Source organism: Myxococcus qinghaiensis (assembly GCF_024198215.1).
Taxonomy (GTDB): Bacteria; Myxococcota; Myxococcia; order Myxococcales; family Myxococcaceae; genus Myxococcus; species Myxococcus qinghaiensis.
This window is the reverse complement of the sequence record NZ_JAKCFA010000008.1, coordinates 236,137-254,733: the sequence shown is the minus strand read 5'-3', so window position 1 is coordinate 254,733 and position 18,597 is coordinate 236,137. Positions and strand designations below refer to the sequence as shown.

The window sequence follows — 18,597 nt, the reverse complement described above, 5'->3', positions numbered from 1 at the left end:
CCTCAGCGGTAGGTGATGAGAGCGCTCTGGGCGCCCTCGAAGTGGGTGTGCTCGTTGAGCGTGGACATGTAGCGGCCCCGGTCACTGTAGATGACCTTGGTGACGCCACAGTTGGCGAGCGTCCAGTTCAACCGGAACGCGTGCTCGTCTGGAATCTGGAGCAGGTGCTGGCAGATGGCCGTGACAGGGCCGCCCGAGGTGAACACCAGCGCCGTCTTCGATGGCCCCAGGCCCTGGATGAGCGCGTCGAGCGCTCGCACACAGCGCTCCCGGAACACCGGCCAGGGCTCCGTGTACTCCGCGTCGTGTTTCCCGGCGACCCAGCGCGCCACCGCCTGGGTGAACAACTCCTGGAACGCACGGCGCGGGTCCTTCGCGCCCAGGAGTTCCTCCGCCAGGGCCGCGTGATTCGCGTAGCGCGGCGTGTGTCGGGCCACGAGCTCGTCATGGTCGAACTCGTTGAAGCCCGGCGTGCGCGCGGGCAGCAGGCTCGTGCCCATCGCCGTGAGGCACGTCTCCGCCGTCTGCTGGTGACGCGTGAGCGTGCCTGCAATCACCGCGTCCACGGTGGGCAAGCGCGTCTTGAGCGCCTCGCCGAGCACCCGGGCCTGGATGAAGCCCGTCTCGGAGAGCTGGTCATAGTTCTGCGCGCCGAACGACGCCTGCCCATGGCGGATGAGATACACCACGCCCATCAGCGACCGCCCTTCCGGATGAGGCGCCTGCAGCGCCAGTCGAAGTACGTCACCAGCGACCAGAAGTTCTTGAACGCCGGGTTGCGCGTCTGCTTGTGGTGATAGCGGTAGTAGATCTGCTGGATGATGCCGGCGAGCCGGAAGATTCCGAAGACCTCGTAGAAGGTCCAGTTGGCGGGCTTCAGGCCGGAGCGCTGGAGGTAGTAGTCGACGACCTCCTGGCGGCGCAGCATGCCGGGCACGTGCGTGGGCTGACGCCGCGTGGCGCGCATGAAGAAGTCGTCATCCGCTTGGACCCAGTAGGCCAGTGCGCTGCCCAGGTCCATCAGCGGGTCGCCCAGCGTGGCCATCTCCCAGTCGAGCACGCCGATGACGTGGGTGGGGTCTCCGGGGTCCAACACCACGTTGTCGAAGCGCCAGTCATTGTGGATGACGCAGGTGGCGACATCGTCGGGGATGTGGTCCTTGAGCCAGGCGCGCACGTACTTGAAGCTCGGCACATTCCACGTCCGGGCCTTCTCGTAGCGGTCCGACCAGCCCTCCACCTGGCGCCTCGGGTAGCCGGCACCCTTGCCGAGCGACGACAGCCCCACGGCCTGCGCATCCACGGCATGCAGCTCCAGCAGCCGGTCCACGACATTGAGGCAGAGCTTGCGAGTCTCCGCGGGGCCGAGGTTCATGCCCCGGGGCATGTTGGCGCGCGGGATGATGCCCTCGATGCGCTCCATGACGTAGAAGTCCGCGCCGATGACGGCGGGGTCCTGGCACAGCCCCACCATCTCCGGCACCCACGGGTAGGCGGGCTTGAGGGCCTTCTGCACGCGGTACTCGCGCGACATGTCGTGCGCGGACTTCGCCTTCGTTCCGGAAGGCGGCCGGCGAAGGATGAGGTCGCGGTTCGGATACTTGAGGCGGTAGGTCCAGTTGGACGCGCCGCCCGAGAACTGCGTCACCGTGGGCGAGCCCTCGAGCGTTGATATCTGTTGTTTGAGCCAGTCATCGACGGCGGCGACGTTCAGCTCCTCACCGGCTCGGATGGAGCCGGGCGTGTCGAGCGAAGTGGAAGGCGTGGCGTTCGTGGCCATGGTGGGTCACTTCCTGGAGAAGCCGCGCTTGGCCAGCTCGATGCGGGCGATGACGCCCTTGTGCACCTCGTCCGGGCCGTCCGCGAGCCGCAGCGTGCGCGCCTGTCCGAAGAAGCCCGCGAGCGCCGTGTCGTTGGAGACACCCGCGCCGCCGTGGAGCTGGATGGCGTCGTCGACGATGCGCTGGAGCATGCTCGGGGCGACGACCTTGATGGCGGAAATCTCCGTCATCGCGCCGATGGGGCCCACCTGATCCATCTTCCACGCGGCGTAGAGCGTGAGCAGGCGGGCCTGGTCGATGGCGATGCGGGCCTCGGCCACGCGCTCGCGGTTGCCGCCCAGGTTCATGATGGGCTTGCCGAAGGCCGTGCGGTTCATGCCCCGGTCAATCATCAACTCGAGCGCTCGCTCCGCCGCGCCCACGCAGCGCATGCAGTGGTGGATGCGGCCGGGGCCCAGTCGGCCCTGGGCAATCTCGAAGCCCATGCCCGGGCCGCCGATGATGTTGGAGATGGGCACGCGCACGTTGTCGAAGCGCACCTCGCCGTGGCCGTGGGGCGCGTCGTACTCGCCGAAGACGGGCAGCATGCGCTTGATGGTGATGCCCGGCGCGTCCAGGGGCGCGAGCACCATGGAGTGCTGGTGATGACGGTCGCCCCCCGCGTCGGGCGTGCGCGCCATGAAGATGGTGACCTTGGCGTTGGGGTGCCCCAGGCCAGTGGACCACCACTTGGTGCCGTTGAGGATGACCTCGTCGCCCTCGACGACGGCGGTGGCCTCCATGTTGGTGGCGTCCGACGAGGCCACGCCCGGCTCCGTCATGCAGAACACCGAGCGGATGTCACCCGCGAGCAGCGGCTTGAGCCAGCGCTCCTGCTGGGCGGGGGTGCCGTACTTCCACAGCACCTCCATGTTGCCGGTGTCGGGGGCGTTGCAGTTGAAGACCTCGGGGGCCATCAGGCTGCGCCCGGTCTCCTCGGCGATGGGGGCGTATTCGAGCGTGGTGAGGCCCGGGGCGAGCTTCTCGTCGGGGAGGAAGAGGTTCCACAGCCCCTGCTCCTTGGCGCGAGCCTTGAGGTCCTCCATGACGGAGGACACCGGCCACGTCTTCCAGTCGCCGCCCCGGGAGGCTTCCATGACCTCCTGGTAGTAGCGCTCCTCGGAGGGCTCGATGTGCTCGCGCATGAACCGCTTCACGCGCTCCAGGTAGTCCTTGGCTCTGGCGCTGGGCTCGAAGTCCACGGTGATGCCTCCTCCACGAGAGGCGTCCATCCTTGGCACCCGACTCTTGTTGAATCCACTGAATGTTGGTCATGTGTCGTCATGAGTCCAGTTCATGATTCTGGCCGGCGACCGGGGGCCCCCGACCTCAACCTCTTCAGGGTGTTCGACGTCGTCTACCGGGAGCGCAACCTGACGCGCGCGGCCGAGGTCCTCTTCCTCAGCCAGTCAGCGGTGAGCCACGCGCTGACGCGCCTGCGCGAGCAACTGGGGGCCCCGCTGTTCGTTCGGGAGGGGCGCGGGGTGGCACCCACGCCGCTGGCCGAGCGACTGGCGCCAGAGATTCGCGAGGCGCTCGCCCTGTTGCAGCAGGCCGTGCACCACACTCGCGGCTTCGAGCCCGTGCGGGACGTGGGCACCTTCACGCTGGCGATGAGCGACATGCTGGAGCCGTCCATTGTCCCCCGGCTCGTGGCTCGGCTCCGCGAGCGCAGTCCGGAGGCGCGCATCAGCAGCGTGCGGCTGGAGCGGACACGGCTGGAGCGGGACCTCGCTTCCGGGCGGCTGGATCTGGCCATCGACGTGGAGCAACCCACGAGCGCGGAGCTGCGGCACACAGCCTTCACGCACGACGCGTTCTGCGTGGTGAGTCGCAAGCGCAGGCGGCTGGACGTGGCGGCGTACATGGGCGCGCGCCATGTCACGGTGTCCTCACGGCGCACGGGGCTGGCGGTGGAGGACCTGGTGCTCAGTCGTCTGGGATATCAGCGCGAGGTGACGGTGCGTTGTCGGCACTACGAGACGGCCTGCCGCATCGTGTCCGGCTCGGACCTGCTGCTGACGATGCCCCGACGGCGCGCGGAAGAGATCAACGCGGAGCTCGACAACCACTTGTTGCCGATGCCGCTCGCGCTGCCTCGACTGGAGCTGCACCTGTACTGGCATCGCTCCGAGGACAGCGAGCCGCGCAGTCAGTGGTTGCGCTCGGAGCTTCAAGTCCTGGCGAAGGGATTGATGGGGGCCTCGAGAAGATAGTGCTTCCGGGTGCCTGAACCCCTGAGCGTTGGTCTAGGTTCAGTCCATGCACGACGCGGCCTTCACGACAGAGTTCTTCACCCCGTCGGGGGTGCGTCTTCGCCAGCGGAGCTCACGCCCAGGCGCCTTCAACTGGCTGCTGCTTCCTGGCGGGCCTGGGATTGGTTCGGAGAGTCTGCTCGGGCTGGCGGACGTCTTGGATGTTCCCGGCACATGCTGGCTGGTGGACCTGCCAGGAGATGGGTCGAACGTCTCACCTCCGGGCTCCCCTGAGGTTCCGTTCGACGTGTGGCCCCGCGTTCTCGTCGAGGCCGCCCGTGCGCTCCCGAACTGCGTCTACCTGGGGCACTCCACGGGAGGCATGTACCTGCTGTCCGTGCCGGAGTTGGAGTCGCTCCTCGTGGGCCTCGTGCTCGTGAGCACGGCACCAGACGCGGGCTGGCGTGCGCCGTTCTTCGCGATGACCCAGCGGCATCCCCTTCCCGAAGTCGACGCAGCAAGCCAGCGCTATGACGCCGAGCGCACGAACGAGCGGCTCCGCGATATTGCGGTGGCATCGGCGGAGTGGAACTTCACGCCGGAGAGCGTCGATGCCGGGCGCGAGCTGCTGCGGCGGATGCCCTACAACCGCGCGGCGGTCGACTGGTCCGACCGCGCCTTCGATGAGACGTACGCCCACACGTGGTGGCCGCGCTCACTGCCCACACTCATCATCAGCGGCGCCGAGGACCGCATCGTCCAGCAGACGCCGTGGTCGCAGCCCGCCTTCCAGGGGCCGCACATCCTCCACAGGACGGTGGAGGGCGCGGCGCATTTCCCCTGGGTGGAGCGCCCGGAGGCCGTGGCCTCCGCGATGCGCGAGTTCGCCTCCCGGCTGACCCCACGTCCGTGAGCACTCGAAATCGGGCCCGCGTCACGCCTCGATGTCGAACGTGAGCGACAGCCGTTCCTCGGGCTGAACGTGCAGCAGTCCCTCGCCCGTGGCCAATGCGCCCGCTGCGGCGGTCCATGGCTCCACGCAGACGAAGTCCTTCCCCTTCAGCGTCCACACCACCATCACCTTGAACTCGGGGCTCCACGACAGGTGGATGGGGCGCAGTCCTGGCCCGCGCGACAGCCGCGTCTCCTGCTTCGAGTGGTCCCGCAGGTGCAGGTCCACCTCGTCCGCCGTGAGGTCCAATCCCGTGAACGGCACTTCACGCTTCGCCCGGTTGTCCCACGCGTGCGTCGCGTCCGTCTCCACCGTGGCCACGGCCTTCGCCGCGTCCGGCACCCGGAAGTACGGATGGAAGCCCAGGTGCAGGGGCAGGGGACGCGTGTCGCGGTTCTCCACGTCGAAGTCCAACGTGAGCCGCGTACCCACCAGCGAAAACGTGAGCTGCGCGTCGAACTCCCACGGGAACTGGCGCAGCGTCTCCTCCGTGGAGGACAGCCCCACCACCAGCAGCGAGTCCTCCACCTGGCGCACGGTCCACGGCTGCCGCCGCGCGAAGCCGTGCTGCGACATCGTGAAGGACTTGCGGTCCGCCGGGTAGGTGTCACCCGGGAGGGGCCCGGCGATGGGGAACAGCACGGGGATGCCTCCGCGCACGTTCTTCGCCGGGTCCGCCACGGTGGCTTCGTCGAGGTAGAGCACCTCGTCGCCGTCCACCGTCATCCTCGAGACGAGGGCCCCACGTGAAGGAATCACCTCCACGCGGCACCCACCGTCCACCAACGCGTACGTCTCCAACCCGGCGATACCGTGGAACGCTCGGCTCATACGAGCCTAGATACCTCCATCGTGGGGGTCGCTGTCCATGAACGGATAGGGCACCTTCGCGGGCGAGACGAAGGTCTCCTTCACCGTGCGAGGGCTGGTCCACCGGATGAGGTTGAGCATCGAGCCCGCCTTGTCGTTGGTGCCCGACGCCCGCGAGCCGCCGAAGGGCTGCTGTCCCACCACCGCGCCCGTGGGCTTGTCGTTGATGTAGATGTTGCCCGCCGCGTGACGCAGCTCGCTCATCGCCGTGTCGATGGCCTTCCTGTCCCGGCCGAAGATGGCGCCCGTCAGCGCGTACGTCGCGCTCTGGTCCACCTCGCGCAGCGTCTCCACGTACTTCGCGTCGGGATACACGTACACGCCCACCAGCGGCGCGAAGACCTCCTCGCGGAGGATGCGGTGACGCGGGTTGGTGAGCTGCACCAGCGTGGGCTTCACGAACCAGCCCTCCTTCCGGTCCGTCTCCCCGCCCGCGACGATGCTCGCCTCGCCGTCCTGCTTCGCCAGGTCGATGTACGAGGAGACCTTCTTGAAGGACTTCTCGTCGATGACCGCGCCCATGAAGTTGCGGAAGTCCGCCACGTCACCCATGCGGATGTCGCCGATGAGCGCCTGGAGGCGGGACTTCAGCTTGGGCCACATGGACTCGGGAACGTAGACGCGGCTGGCCGCCGAGCACTTCTGGCCCTGGTACTCGAAGCCGCCGCGGACGATGGCCACCGCGAGCGCCTCCACGTCGTCCGCCGCCGACGCGTGCGCGACGATGAAGTCCTTGCCGCCCGTCTCACCCACCAGCCTGGGGTACTGCTTGTACCGGCCGATGTTCTCTCCCACCGTCTTCCACATGGAGTTGAACGTCGGCGTGGAGCCGGTGAAGTGGATGCCGCCCAGGTGGGGGCTGGCCAGCGTCGGGTTGCCCACGGTGGGCCCGTCGCCGTTGAGCATGTTGATGACGCCGTCGGGCAGGCCCGCCTCGCGCAACAGCTCCATGAAGTACCAGGCGCTCAGCGCCGCCGTGGAGGACGGCTTGAACAGCACCACGTTGCCCATGATGGCCGGCGCGGTGCAGAGGTTCATCGCGATGGACGTGAAGTTGAACGGCGCCACCGCGAACACGAAGCCGTCCAGCGGACGGTAGTCGAGCATGTTCCACGTCTGCGGCGAGGACTCCGGCTGGATGGCCAGAATCTGCTCGGCGAAGTGGACGTTGTAGCGCAGGAAGTCGATGGCCTCGCACGCCGCGTCGATTTCCGCCTGGTGGGCCGTCTTGGACTGACCCAGCATGGTGGACGCGTTGATGAGCGGGCGGTAGCGCGTGGCGAGCAACTCCGCGGCGCGCAGGAAGATGGCGGCGCGCGAGGCGAACGGCATCCGCGCCCAGTCCTCCTTCACGGCCAGGGCGGCCTGGATGGCCTGCTCGACGTGGCTTGCGTCCGCCTCGTGCAGCGTGGCCAGCACGTGCGAGTGCCGGTGCGGCATGCGGACGGTGTCCGTCTTGCCGCTGCGCACCTGCTTGCCGCCGATGATGAGCGGGATGTCGATCTGCTCACCGGCCATGCGCTTGAGCGCGGCCTGGAGCTCTCGGCGCTCGGGGGCACCGGGCGCGTAGGGCAGGATGGGCTCGTTTCGGGGAGCCGGGACGCGGGGGATGGCGTTGATCACGCGGTGGACCTCGGGACAGGGCGAAAAAGGCGGGGGAGCATGAACCAACCGGCTCCACCGGGGAAGCATGGAAGCGGGCCCTCGTCAGCGCCCGGACACCCGCTGTCAACCCCCGGACCCGCCGGGTATTTCCCACCACCCCGCCCGGAGGCTCATACCCCGCGAGGGGGGCACATTGACCGGGCGACACAGCGCGCGGTTACGATGGGGCATGCGCATCCCGCCCCCGAGCCCCGCGATGCCGCCCGTCCCTGGCCTCACCGCCCTGGAAGAGGCGCTCCGCAAGGACCTCGAGCGGCTGGAGTATCCCCGCCGCTCCTGGGTGCTCCCACGCAGCACCCGCGCTGGCCAGCCCGTGCTGGATGTCCTCATCATCGGCGGAGGCCAGAGCGGCCTCACCGCCGCCTTCGGGCTGATGCGCGAGAAGGTGACGAACCTGCTCGTCGTCGATGACGGAGAGCAGGACCTCGCGGGGCCCTGGAAGACCTTCGCGCGCATGCACACGCTGCGCACGCCCAAGCACCTCACCGGCCCCGACCACAACCTGCCCAACCTCTGCTTCCAGTCCTGGTTCGAGGCCCAGTACGGCGAGGCCGCCTGGACGTCCCTGGAGCGCATCCCCAAGGAGCTGTGGGCGGACTTCCTCGGCTGGTACCGGCGCACGCTGGGCATCCCCGTGCGGTGCCGCTCGCGCGCGGGCGCGCTGACGTGGAGCGCGGAGGACGACTGCTTCCAGGTGCCGCTGGAGGACCTGCGCACGGGGCAGAGCGAGGTCCTCCACGCGCGCAAAATCGTGCTGGCCACGGGCATCGATGGCTCGGGGCGCTGGGAAGTCCCGGCGGTGGTGGCGGGGCTGCCTCGCGAGCTGTACGCGCAGACGCGCGAGGACATCGACTTCGAGGCGCTCCGGGGGCGCAGCATCGGCGTGCTCGGCGCGGGGGCCTCCGCCTTCGACAACGCCTCCGTCGCGCTGGAGCACGGCGCGGGCGAGGTGCGTCTCTTCTACCGTCGCAAGACGCTGCCCACCGTCAACCCGTACCGCTGGGCGGAGTTCGTCGGCTTCCTCAAGCACCACGCGGACCTGCCGGACGCGGACAAGTGGCGCTTCATCCACCGCATCTTCGAGATGGGGCAACTGCCTCCCGCCGACACGTACCGCCGCGCACGCGCGTATCCGCAGTTCCACCTGCACGCGGAGAGCCCGTGGGTGGGCGCCGAGGCCGTGGACGGACGGGTCCGCATCACCACGCCGCAGGGGCACTACACCTTCGACAAGCTCATCGTCGGCAGCGGCACGGTGACGGACCTCTCGCTGCGTCCGGAGCTGGCGAACCTGCACCAGGACATCGCGCTCTGGAAGGACCGCTTCACGCCGCCCCAAGGCCAGTCGCACACGGACCTGCTGCGCCATCCGTACCTGGGGCCCGGCTTCGAGTTGCAGGAGAAGCACCCGGGCCGCGCGCCCTATCTGTCGTCCATCTTCAACTACACCTTCGGGTGCCTGCTCTCGCTGGGCTTCGGTGGCGCGAGCATCTCTGGCATGAAGTACAGCCTGCCTCGACTGACGGCGGGCGTGACGCGGCAGCTCTACGTGGATGACCGGGACGCGTTCTTCAGCGCCCTGGAGTGCTTCGACGAGAAGGAATTCGAGCCATGAGCAGTGGTGAGTTCGGGCTGCGCAGCCGTCGCGTCCTCGCGGCGGGAGCCCTGCGCGAGGCCGTGGTGGTGGTGAAGGACGGGCGGGTGGTGAAGGTGGCGGGGCCCGGTGAGGCCCTCGGGGCCCTGACGGTGACGGACGTGGGCAACCACGTGGTGATGCCCGGCGTGGTGGACTGCCACGCGCACATCAACGAGCCCGGCCGCACGGAGTGGGAAGGCTTCGAGACGGCCACGCGCGCGGCGGCGGCCGGTGGCATCACCACCGTCGTGGACATGCCGCTCAACTCGCTGCCGCCCACCACCACGCTGGAGGCGCTGAAGCTCAAGGCGAGCGCCGCTAGCAAGTCCAGTCAGGTGGACCACGGCTTCTGGGGCGGCGTGATTCCGGGCAACGCGGACGAGTTGGAGGCGCTCATCGACGCGGGCGTCGCGGGCTTCAAGTGCTTCCTGTGCCCCTCCGGCGTGGACGAGTTTCCTCCGGCGGACCGCGCGGTGCTCGACGTGGCGATGCCGATTCTCGCGCGGCGGGGCATTCCGCTCATCGTCCACGCGGAGCTGGAGTCTCCGCTGGAGGCGGCGGACGCGGGCGGCCCGCGCACGTACCGCGCCTATCTGGAGTCCCGGCCTCGTCGCTGGGAGCAGGACGCCATCCGGATGATGGTGGAGCTGGCGCGTCAGCACCGCTGCCGGGTCCACATCGTCCATCTGTCGTCGGCGGATGCGCTGCCGCTGTTGGCGGACGCGCGCCGGGAGGGACTGGATGTCTCGGTGGAGACGTGTCCGCACTACCTCAGCTTCACCGCCGAGGAAATCGAGGACGGGGCCACCCACTTCAAGTGCGCGCCCCCCATCCGCGAGGCTGAGAATCGCGAGCGGCTCTGGGCCGGGCTGGCGCGGGGCGACATCGAGCTGGTCGTGTCGGACCACTCGCCCTGCACGCCGGCGCTGAAGCTCCTGGAGCGCGGTGACTTCGGCGCGGCGTGGGGCGGCATCGCCTCGCTCCAGCTCAGCCTGTCGGCCGTGTGGACGGAGGCGGCCAGGCGCGGCCATGGCCTGGAGACGCTGGTCCGCTGGATGTGTGAAGCCCCGGCCCGGCTGGTGGGCCTGCAGGGCACCAAGGGGACGCTGTCACCCGGTGCTGACGCGGACCTGGTGGTGTTCGACCCCGAGGCCACCTTCTCCGTGGAGCCCACGCGGCTCCAGCACCGTCACCCGCTGACGCCGTACGCGGGCCGCACGCTCTCGGGCGTGGTGGAGACGACGTTCCTGCGCGGGACGAAAATCTACGAGCGTGGGCAGCCCTTCCCACGCCCGAGTGGAACCTGGGTGCGCCGCCCGTCCTCGGCGCGCATCGCCGCTTGAAGCCTCTGGAGAGTACACACCATGCATGCACCGGAAGAGGGGAAGCTGCGCGTCGGCTTCACCGAACTCATCGACCTGGCCGCGGAGAAGGTCGGCGGCAAGGCCCTGCTGGCCAGTGACGAGTTCTTCGCCGGCAAGGAGAACCTGCTCAAGCCCGGCCGGGGCGTCTTCATCCCCGACAAGTACACCGAGCAGGGCAAGTGGATGGACGGCTGGGAGTCGCGCCGCAAGCGCGTGCCCGGCCACGACTGGTGCATCCTCCAGCTCGGCCTGCCCGGCGTGCTGCGCGGCGTGGACGTCGACACCAACCACTTCGTGGGCAACTTCCCCGAGTACGCCTCGGTGGACGCGCTGGAGGTAGAAGGCTCGCCCTCCGCCGAGTCGCTGGTGGACGCGAAGTGGACGCGCATCCTCCCGCAGCTCCGGCTCCAGGGCGGCTCGCGCAACCTCTTCCCCATCCTCAGCGAGCAGCGCTGGACGCACCTGCGCCTCAACATCTACCCGGACGGTGGCGTGGCGCGCTTCCGTGTCCACGGCGAGGTGAGGCCGGACCTGGCGCGGCTGACGCACGCGAATGGCTCGGTGGACCTGGCGGCGGCGGAGAATGGCGGCACGGTGTCCGCGTGCAACGACGCCTTCTTCGGGCCGAAGGACAACCTCATCCTGCCGGGCCGCGCCGCCAACATGGGCGAGGGCTGGGAGACGCGCCGCAAGCGCCTGCTCCCGGGCTTCGACTGGATTGTGGTGAAGCTGGCCGTCCCCGGCTCCGTGGAGCGCGTGGAGGTGGACACCGCGCACTACAAGGGCAACTTCCCGGAGAGCGCATCCCTGGAGGGCATCTACCTGCGTGAGCAGGTGGTGGACTTCGCCAACGCGCATGACCTCGCGTGGACGGAGCTGTTGCCGCGCACGAAGCTCCAGGCGGACCACCGGCACTCCTTCGAGTCCGAGCTGAAGGCGAAGGGCCCCTTCACCCACGTGCGGCTGAAAATCTTCCCCGACGGTGGCGTCAGCCGGCTGCGCGTCCACGGGCGGCCGGCATGAGCGCGCTGACGCGGCTCAACACGCTGGCTCCCGAGGCGGCCAAGGAGGAGCTCTTGCGCTGCTGCGGCTCCTCTCGCTGGGTGGAGGCCATGGTGCGCGCGCGGCCCTACCGCGACGTGGAGCACGTGCTGGCGGAGGCCGGGTGGCTCTGGGAGCAGACGGGGCCGGATGACTGGCATGAGGCCTTCAAGCACCACCCGCGCATCGGCGGCGTGGACTCGCTGCGCGCGAAGTTCGCGTCCACCGCCACCTGGTCCTCGCAGGAGCAGGGCGGGGTGAGCGGCGCCGCCGAGGCGGTGCTCCAAGGGCTGGCCGACGGCAACAAGGCCTACGAGGAGCGCTTCGGCTTCATCTTCCTCGTCTGCGCCACAGGCAAGAGCGCGGAGGAGATGCTGGGGCTCTTGCGCGCACGCCTGGGCAACGCGCCGGACGAGGAGCTGCGCATCGCCGCTGGCGAGCAGGCGAAAATCACCCGCATCCGATTGGAGAAGCTGCTGGCGTCATGAGCACTCTTTCCACCCATGTCCTCGATACGAACCGCGGCCGTCCGGCCTCCGGTGTCCCCATTGCATTGGAAGTCCAGGTGGTCGCGGGCGAGTGGAAGGAGCTGGCTCGCGGCGTCACCAACGACGATGGCCGCGTGCGTGACTTCCTGCCGGCCGGCGCTCGCGTCGAGCCCGGCGTGTACCGGATGTCCTTCGACACCGGGACGTACTTCCGGGGGCTCGGCGTGAAGGGCTTCTACCCGTCGGTGTCGGTGGTGTTCGAGCTGGCCGCGCCCGACGAGCACTACCACGTGCCCCTGCTGCTCAGCCCCTTTGGCTACTCGACGTACCGGGGGAGCTGAGGGGCTTCAGGCCTTGTTGGTGGGCTGCGGGGAGGGAGCCGCCGGGGGAGGGGGGCTGCTTCCGCGCTGGAGCAGGGCCTGGATTTCGGCGATGAGCAGCGCGGGCTTCACGGGCTTGACGAGATACGCGTCGGGCACGGGCAGGCTCGGGTCGCTGTCCGAGCGGGGCGCGTAGCCGCTGACGAAGACGACGGGGATGTGCTGGAGCGTGGGCTCCTGGCGGCAGCGACGGCACAGCTCGTAGCCGTCCATGCCCTCCATGTTCACATCCGAGAGGAGCAGATCCGGCGGCTGGCTCAGGGCCTGGGCCAGCCCCACCTCTCCGTTCGCCGCCACGGTGCAGTCGAAGTCCCCGGACAGCAGGAGGCGCAGTGTCTCGCGCATCGTCCAGGAGTTTTCGACGATGAGGACCTTGGGCTTCACGATGCTCGGGCTCCTCCGGTGAAGGTGACACGCCCGACGGGAGGCGGCCCTCGACATGGAGCATCCCCGCTCGACGCCCGCCGTAGCAAGGGGTCCGCCCCCACCCCTAGACCGAGGTACAGGGGGCTGCCGCTCCGAGCGCCTGGAGCGGCGCGTCGGGGCAACGCTCCAGGGGGTGTCCCCTGCCCGTCCGCGTCGGAAGGGCACCCCGGACGGGCGGCCAGGTCACCGCGTGCGTGGAGACCTGCTCGGGCGTGCATGCCCCGCCTTGTTCATCGCGCGTGCGCCATACCGACGACGTCCCGCATGGGGCAGGGATTGGATGAGTCCCCACCATGCTTCATGCCCGTCCGTCGTGTGGGTGTCGCCTGTCCGACGAGAACAGGGGCTCCCTCCGTTCCAACGGAGTGTGTCCGATACATGGAAACGTGATATTCCATCGACTTCTGGATTCTGCCGACCTTCTGGTCCCACCTTCGTGAGCGACGAAGAGAAGACAACCGTTCTAGACGAGCGCAGCCGTCCTCCGAGCACGTGGGGGGACCGCATCCGCACGCCCGTCACCTTGCCAGGTGACGCGGCTGGAGCGCGCCGCTCGCTGGAAGTGGGGATGGTGGTGACGGGGCGCTACCGGGTGGAGGGCCTGCTGGGCGAGGGCGGCATGGGCCGCATCTGGCTGGCGGAGGACCTGCACGAGAAGCGGCGGGTGGCGCTCAAGGAGATGCAGGTCCCCGCGGGGCTGACGGCGGGCAAGACGGAGGAGCTGGTGCTGATGTTCCGGCACGAGTTCTTCGCGATGAAGAAGCTCCAGCACCCCGGCACGCTGAAGGTCTTCGACTGGGGCATGACGGAGGCCGGCAACCGCTTCATCACCATGGAGGTGGTGGACGGGCAGGACCTGAGCTCGCTGGCGCGCGAGGCGCCGCTGGACACGCGCACGCTGTATCGCGTGCTGCTGCAGATGGCGCAGGTGCTCGCGTTCATCCACTCGCGCCTGTACGTGCACTGCGACATCAAGGCGAGCAACGTGCGCATCACCAGCTCCGGCGCGGTGAAGCTGATGGACTTCGGGGTGATGCACCAGCTGGGCACCCCGAGCCCCGGCAAGCTCAAGGGCACGCTGGAGTACCTGGCCCCCGAGTGGCAGCGCGGCGCGAGCATCGACGGGCGCGCGGACCTCTACTCGCTGGGTGTCATGGCGTATTACCTGGTGACGCGCCGGCTGCCCTTCAAGCGCAACACGCCAGCGGCGCTGTTGGCGGAGCACCTGACGCGCCCGCCGCCCCGACCCTCCACGCTGGGGCCGGTGGACCCCCAGCTGGAGGAGATCATCCTGCTGCTGCTCGCCAAGGACCCGCGCGAGCGCTTCCAGGACGCGAGCGAGCTGATGGAGGCGCTCTGCCACGCCAGCGGTGAGCCGATGCCGGAGGAGCCGCTGTCGGCGCGCTCCAGCTACCTGCACGTGCCGGAGGTCGTCGGGCGCGCGGCGGAGCTGGAGGCGCTGATGAACGGGCTGGCCGAGGCGGACTGGGGCCAGTCGCGCGCGGTGCTCCTGGGCGCTCCCGCCGGCGTGGGCAAGACGCGGCTGCTCCAGGAGTTCGAGCTGCAGGCGAAGCTGGCGGAGCTGCCCTTCGGACGCGGGCAGTGCCGGGCGGAGGGACAGGCGCCGTTGACGCCGATTGCGCAGGCGCTGCGCGCGCTGATGCCTCACACGCCCACGGAGGTGATGGAGCGGCTGTCACCCCGGCTGTCCCGGCTGCTGCCCTCGCTGTCGGCCGAATCCGCGGGTGTGGCGCCGGTGCCCGGCGAGGAGAAGCTGGGGTTCTTCGGGGCGCTGGCGGAGTGGGTCCAGTCGCTCGGCAAGCGGATGACGTTCGTGCTATGCTTCGAGGACCTCCACTGGGCGGACACCGCCTCGCTGGAGGTGCTCAACGTGCTGATTCGCGCGCTGCAGGGCACGCGCGGCATGGTGGTGGGCACGTTCCGCTCGGGTGAGCTGAGCCGGCTGAGCCTCGCGTTCCAGACGGTGGACGAGAAGCTCACCTGGCGCATGGACCTGGAGCCGCTGGCCGCCGAGCACGTGGGCACGCTGGTGGGACTGGCGCTGCCGGGCCTGGAGGTCCCCGAGGGCTTCGTGGCGCGCCTGCACGCGACGACGGGCGGCAATGCCTTCTTCGCCACCGAGTGCCTGCGCGCGCTGGTGGAGGAGGGTGCGCTGACACGCGTGGGCGGCCGGTGGACGGCGGAGGAGGGGCTCGACACGCGGCCCCTGCCCGTGAGCATCCATGCCGCGGTGCTCGAGCGATTGTCGTCCGCGCCGGTGGAGCAGGTGTCGCTCCTGCGCAGGCTGGCGCCCGCGGGGCGAAGCCTGGAGTTGCCCATGGTGCGGGCGCTGGCGGAGCTGCCGGAGTCGGAGCTGTTCGCCGTGCTGGACGGCATCGTCGAGCGGCAGTTCCTCCAGGAGGAGGAGGGCCGGTACGTCTTCACGCACGACACCGTGCACCAGGCCATCTACGACAGCACGCAGGACGAAGAGCGGCGCGCGGCGCATGGGCGCGTGGCGCTGGCGCTCCAGACGCTCTACTACCAGCGGCCGGACCTGTCGCGCACGGTGGGCTGGCACTACCTGCGCTCGTCGGAGCCGGAGCTGGCCATCGGCCCGCTATTGGACGCGGGCCGCGCGGCCATGGAGGCGCAGGCGCTGCTGGAGGCGACGCTGCTCCTGAAGGAGGCATCCACGCTGCTGGAGGCCGCGCCGGACTTCCCTGGCCGGGACAGGCTGCTGCTGCGCATCTGGGTGACGCTGGTGGAGGTGGGCTACGCGAGCGACCCGCCCAGCTCGCTGGCCTTCTCAGAAAAGCTCTTCGCGCACTGGGCGGCCACGGTGGACCTGGCCGAGGGCCGCAGGCTCGCGCTGGCGCAGCTGGACGCGGCGTGCGCGGCGCCGGAGGACGAGCGGCCCGCGCGGTTGCGAGAGCTGTTCCGCGAGCGCGCGGCGGACGCGCAGTCGTCGCCCGAGGACATCTTCTGGAAGCAGGCGGAGCTGCGCATCCTCCAGGCCATGGCGCTGGCGATTGTGGGGCGCACGAAGGACCTGGACGTATTGCTGGAGCGCGTGCGGGAGGAGCAGCCCGAGGTGTCGCCGTTCCGGGCGGGCACGCTGCTGGCTCCCGCGGTGCTCAGCGCGTACACGGGCCGCTCGGCGGGCGTGGTGGAGGCGCAGTTCGAGCAGCTCTCCCGGCTGCGTGGGATGCGCGAGGTGATGGGCCGACTGCCGCGACGCCTGGCCTGGGCGCTGGGCATGGGCGGCTACATGATGAACATGAACCTGGCGCTGCGCGGCGAGCCGCTGGATGCCCAGGCGACGCGAGACGGCTACGCGGTGGCGGAGGCCCACGGCTTCATCGACGTGCGTGCGTTCCACCTGTTCTCCGTGGTGACTCGCGCGGCGTTCACGGGAGATGGCGCGGCCTTCGTCCCAGCCTTCACCGAGAAGACGGACCTGGTGCGCAGGCTGGGCAACCCCCGGTTGATGGAGCGCAACCTGGCCATCTTCACGCCGCCCTACTACCTGGAGCGCGGCGAGCACGAGCACGTGGCCGCCGTGGTGGCGCGCGCGGAGTCGCTGGCGCGGGTGCTGCCGGAGGACCGGTGGCTGCAGTGCCACGTGCAGACGTATCAGGCGTGTCGGGACGTGTTGTTCGAGGACGCGGCGGCGGCGCGGCAGTCCTTGCCCCGGGCCCTGGCGGCGGCGCGCGAGGGCGGCATCCGGATGGAGACGCTGCTGCGCGTGTACCAGTCCCGCTTCGAGCGAGAGCAGGGGCACCTGGAGGCCGCGCACGAGGCGGCGCAACTGGCGCTCGCCCGCGCGGTGGACCCGGTGCTGGCGAATCCCTGGGATGAGATGCTGGCGCGTCGCGCACTGGCTTCGCTGCTGCCCGACGAAGCGGGGCTCGTGCACCTGCGTCGCGCGCTCGCGTTGGCGGAGCTGACGGGCAACGTGTTGCAGGCGGGGCTCGTGCATCTGGCGCTCGCCGAGCGGTCGTCCGCGGCCGACGCGGCCGTCGTGGAGCTGGAGGCGGCGGAAACGGCCTTCACCGAGGCACGTGCGTCGAATCTCCTGGCGCAGGCGACGTCGCTGCGGGGCGCGCTTCAGCGCAGCGCGGAGTCACGGCAGAGCGCCTGAGAGGTGGCCTCGGTGTCAGGCGGCACGTCGGCGAACGTGGCGCCCCAGCGGTGCACCCGAAGCCAGTTCCACCGGAGCGCGGTAGGCGGAGACCCGGTGGATTTCCAGGGGGCGCCCCGTCCGCGAGGCTCCCCCGCGAACGCGGCGCTTGAGGGCGTTAGACTGCCGCCCATGGCCCCTGCTCCCCTGCGCTTCTGTTTCGACTACCTCTCCCCCTACGCCTATCTCGCGTGGACGCGCATGCCCGCGCTCGCCGCCCGCCACGGCCGCGTGGTGGAGCCCGTGCCGGTGCTGCTCGCGGGCGTGCTCAACGCCACCGGCAACATCGGCCCCGCCGAGGTCCCCGCCAAGCGCGGCTACGTCTTCAAGCACACCTTCCGCATCGCCCACGAGCTGGGCGTGCCCTTCGGTCCTCCTCCCACTCACCCCTTCGTCCCGCTGCTCCCCTTGCGCGTGACGGCCGCGGTGGACGACCTGGAGGCGCGGAGCCGGCTGGTGTCCGCCCTCTACGCGGAGGTCTGGGGAGGCGGGAAGGGCGCCGAGACGCCCGAGCAGGTCGCCGTGGCCATCCAGGCCGCCGGGCTGGATGCCCCCGCGCTGCTCGCCGCCGCCCAGCGGCAGGACATCAAGGACCGCCTGCGCCGCAACACGGAGGAGGCCATCGCAGCGGGCGCGTTCGGCGTGCCCACCGTCTTCGCGGACGGGGAGCTGTTCTTCGGTGTGGACTCGCTGGGCCACCTGGAGCGCTTCCTCCGGGGAGAGGATCCGCTGGCGGCCGTGGACCTGGCCCGGTGGAAGGACTTGCCGGCCACCGCTTCCCGTCGCTGAAGGGGGCCCTGGGGGCGCTGGTTTCCGCTAGGGTGCCCCGGGTGGATGGGCCGCCGGTCGCCCGCCACGTTCCCAGGTGCTCACCGCATGAACGTTCTCGCCGAGCTGGGCATCGTCGTCGCTGGCCTCGTGCTCGCCATCGTCCTCTTGGCGCTCAACTTCTGGCGCGCCATCCTCTTCCTGTTCCCCCACAGCGTGCGTGTGGAGCCGGAGGCCCCGGCGGACCAGATGGACATCCCCTTGGAGCTGGCCCAGCTGGCCATCCAACTCCAGGGCCTGGGCTTCGTGGCGCTCGGCAGTCACGAAGAGAAGCCGCGCCTTCAGCGCGCCACGCTCTCCTACGACTGGGCCCACCCCACCGAGCGCGTCTTCGCCACCATCTACCAGACGGCGGACGGCGAGCCCCGACTCTACTTCCTCACCCCCCTGGCGCCGGAAGGCTTCGTCATCACCGCCGGTTATCGCCGCCCCGCCCTGGACGTCCCCGGGGTGTACCGCAGCGGTTCACTGGCGGACGCTTCGCCCGACCGCCTGCTGCGCGCCCACCTGCGCCGCATGGAGGGCGTCACCCCCGCCGGGGACTTCTCCTGGGAAGGTCGTGTGGAGGCCGGGCGTTCCTGGTATCGCGGGCTCGGCCGGAAGGAGATACGCCGGCAGAACCTGCAAGGGCTGTTGTGGACGGTGATGGCGCTTGCCATCGTCGCCAGCGCCTTCCTGGGGCGGCGCGCGTCCTGAAACCCCGCCACCCCGTCACTGCGCGCGTGCACCGCGCGCCCCTTGAGAGTAGG

General features: G+C 69.8%; 16 protein-coding genes. 10 read left to right on the top strand and 6 right to left on the bottom strand.

Features of this window, described 5'->3' with window-relative positions; translation table 11 throughout:
• Positions 1-2 precede the first annotated feature (2 nt).
• The 3 genes from LZ199_RS17005 to LZ199_RS16995 are packed head-to-tail and all read right to left on the bottom strand — an operon-like array spanning position 3 to position 3,022.
• Positions 3-695: a histidine phosphatase family protein gene (locus LZ199_RS17005; protein WP_253994749.1), complete on the bottom strand. Its 693-nt coding sequence runs from the start codon at positions 693-695 to the stop codon at positions 3-5.
• On the bottom strand, positions 695-1,780 hold the full coding sequence (locus LZ199_RS17000) for a phosphotransferase family protein (protein ID WP_253994748.1): 1,086 nt from the start codon (positions 1,778-1,780) through the stop codon (positions 695-697). The genes LZ199_RS17005 and LZ199_RS17000 overlap by 1 nt, the downstream gene beginning before the upstream one ends.
• A 6-nt stretch (positions 1,781-1,786) precedes the next feature.
• Complete coding sequence (locus tag LZ199_RS16995) at positions 1,787-3,022, bottom strand: acyl-CoA dehydrogenase family protein (protein WP_253994941.1); 1,236 nt, start codon at positions 3,020-3,022, stop codon at positions 1,787-1,789.
• A gap of 81 nt (positions 3,023-3,103) precedes the next feature.
• On the opposite strand from LZ199_RS16995, the gene LZ199_RS16990 reads away from it, so the two are divergent.
• Positions 3,104-4,036 carry a LysR family transcriptional regulator gene (locus LZ199_RS16990; protein WP_253994747.1) on the top strand — a complete coding sequence of 311 codons (933 nt, stop codon included), beginning with the start codon at positions 3,104-3,106 and terminating at the stop codon, positions 4,034-4,036.
• A 46-nt stretch (positions 4,037-4,082) separates the two neighbouring features.
• Positions 4,083-4,928: an alpha/beta fold hydrolase gene (locus LZ199_RS16985; protein WP_253994746.1), complete on the top strand. Its 846-nt coding sequence runs from the start codon at positions 4,083-4,085 to the stop codon at positions 4,926-4,928.
• 21 nt (positions 4,929-4,949) lie between these two features.
• Here LZ199_RS16985 and LZ199_RS16980 read toward each other — a convergent pair whose 3' ends face one another.
• Both LZ199_RS16980 and pruA read right to left on the bottom strand, forming a co-directional pair.
• Positions 4,950-5,798 carry an aldose epimerase family protein gene (locus LZ199_RS16980; protein ID WP_253994745.1) on the bottom strand — a complete coding sequence of 283 codons (849 nt, stop codon included), beginning with the start codon at positions 5,796-5,798 and terminating at the stop codon, positions 4,950-4,952.
• Between the two features lie 6 nt (positions 5,799-5,804).
• The gene (gene pruA, locus LZ199_RS16975; RefSeq protein ID WP_253994744.1) at positions 5,805-7,460 is read right to left on the bottom strand and encodes an L-glutamate gamma-semialdehyde dehydrogenase; all 1,656 of its coding nucleotides are present in this window, start codon (positions 7,458-7,460) and stop codon (positions 5,805-5,807) included.
• Between the two features lie 211 nt (positions 7,461-7,671).
• Between pruA and LZ199_RS16970 the strand changes: the two genes are divergently transcribed.
• From LZ199_RS16970 to uraH, 5 genes are read left to right on the top strand one after another with little or no spacing between them, the layout of a single operon-like run.
• Positions 7,672-9,117: an FAD/NAD(P)-binding protein gene (locus LZ199_RS16970; RefSeq protein ID WP_253994743.1), complete on the top strand. Its 1,446-nt coding sequence runs from the start codon at positions 7,672-7,674 to the stop codon at positions 9,115-9,117.
• Positions 9,114-10,481 (top strand): allantoinase AllB, encoded by a 1,368-nt coding sequence (gene allB / locus LZ199_RS16965; RefSeq protein WP_253994742.1) that lies wholly within the window; start codon positions 9,114-9,116, stop codon positions 10,479-10,481. Before LZ199_RS16970 ends, allB begins: the two co-directional genes overlap by 4 nt.
• Before the next feature lie 21 nt (positions 10,482-10,502).
• A complete protein-coding gene (gene alc / locus LZ199_RS16960) occupies positions 10,503-11,525 on the top strand; it encodes an allantoicase (protein ID WP_253994741.1) in 1,023 nt (340 codons plus the stop codon).
• Positions 11,522-12,031, top strand: a complete 510-nt coding sequence (uraD, locus tag LZ199_RS16955; RefSeq protein WP_253994740.1) for a 2-oxo-4-hydroxy-4-carboxy-5-ureidoimidazoline decarboxylase — start codon at positions 11,522-11,524, stop codon at positions 12,029-12,031. The genes alc and uraD overlap by 4 nt, the downstream gene beginning before the upstream one ends.
• Positions 12,028-12,372 (top strand): hydroxyisourate hydrolase, encoded by a 345-nt coding sequence (gene uraH, locus LZ199_RS16950; RefSeq protein WP_253994739.1) that lies wholly within the window; start codon positions 12,028-12,030, stop codon positions 12,370-12,372. Before uraD ends, uraH begins: the two co-directional genes overlap by 4 nt.
• A gap of 6 nt (positions 12,373-12,378) precedes the next feature.
• On the opposite strand, the gene LZ199_RS16945 is transcribed toward uraH, so the two are convergent.
• Entirely contained in the window at positions 12,379-12,795 is a 417-nt protein-coding gene (locus LZ199_RS16945; protein ID WP_253994738.1) for a response regulator, read from the bottom strand.
• A gap of 610 nt (positions 12,796-13,405) precedes the next feature.
• Here LZ199_RS16945 and LZ199_RS16940 point away from each other — a divergent pair.
• From LZ199_RS16940 to LZ199_RS16930, 3 genes are all read left to right on the top strand, one after another.
• The gene (locus tag LZ199_RS16940) at positions 13,406-16,981 is read left to right on the top strand and encodes a protein kinase domain-containing protein (RefSeq protein ID WP_253994940.1); all 3,576 of its coding nucleotides are present in this window, start codon (positions 13,406-13,408) and stop codon (positions 16,979-16,981) included.
• A 171-nt stretch (positions 16,982-17,152) separates the two neighbouring features.
• On the top strand, positions 17,153-17,809 hold the full coding sequence (locus tag LZ199_RS16935) for a 2-hydroxychromene-2-carboxylate isomerase (protein WP_253994737.1): 657 nt from the start codon (positions 17,153-17,155) through the stop codon (positions 17,807-17,809).
• 87 nt (positions 17,810-17,896) lie between these two features.
• Positions 17,897-18,544, top strand: a complete 648-nt coding sequence (locus tag LZ199_RS16930) for a hypothetical protein (RefSeq protein WP_253994736.1) — start codon at positions 17,897-17,899, stop codon at positions 18,542-18,544.
• Positions 18,545-18,597: the final 53 nt, after the last annotated feature.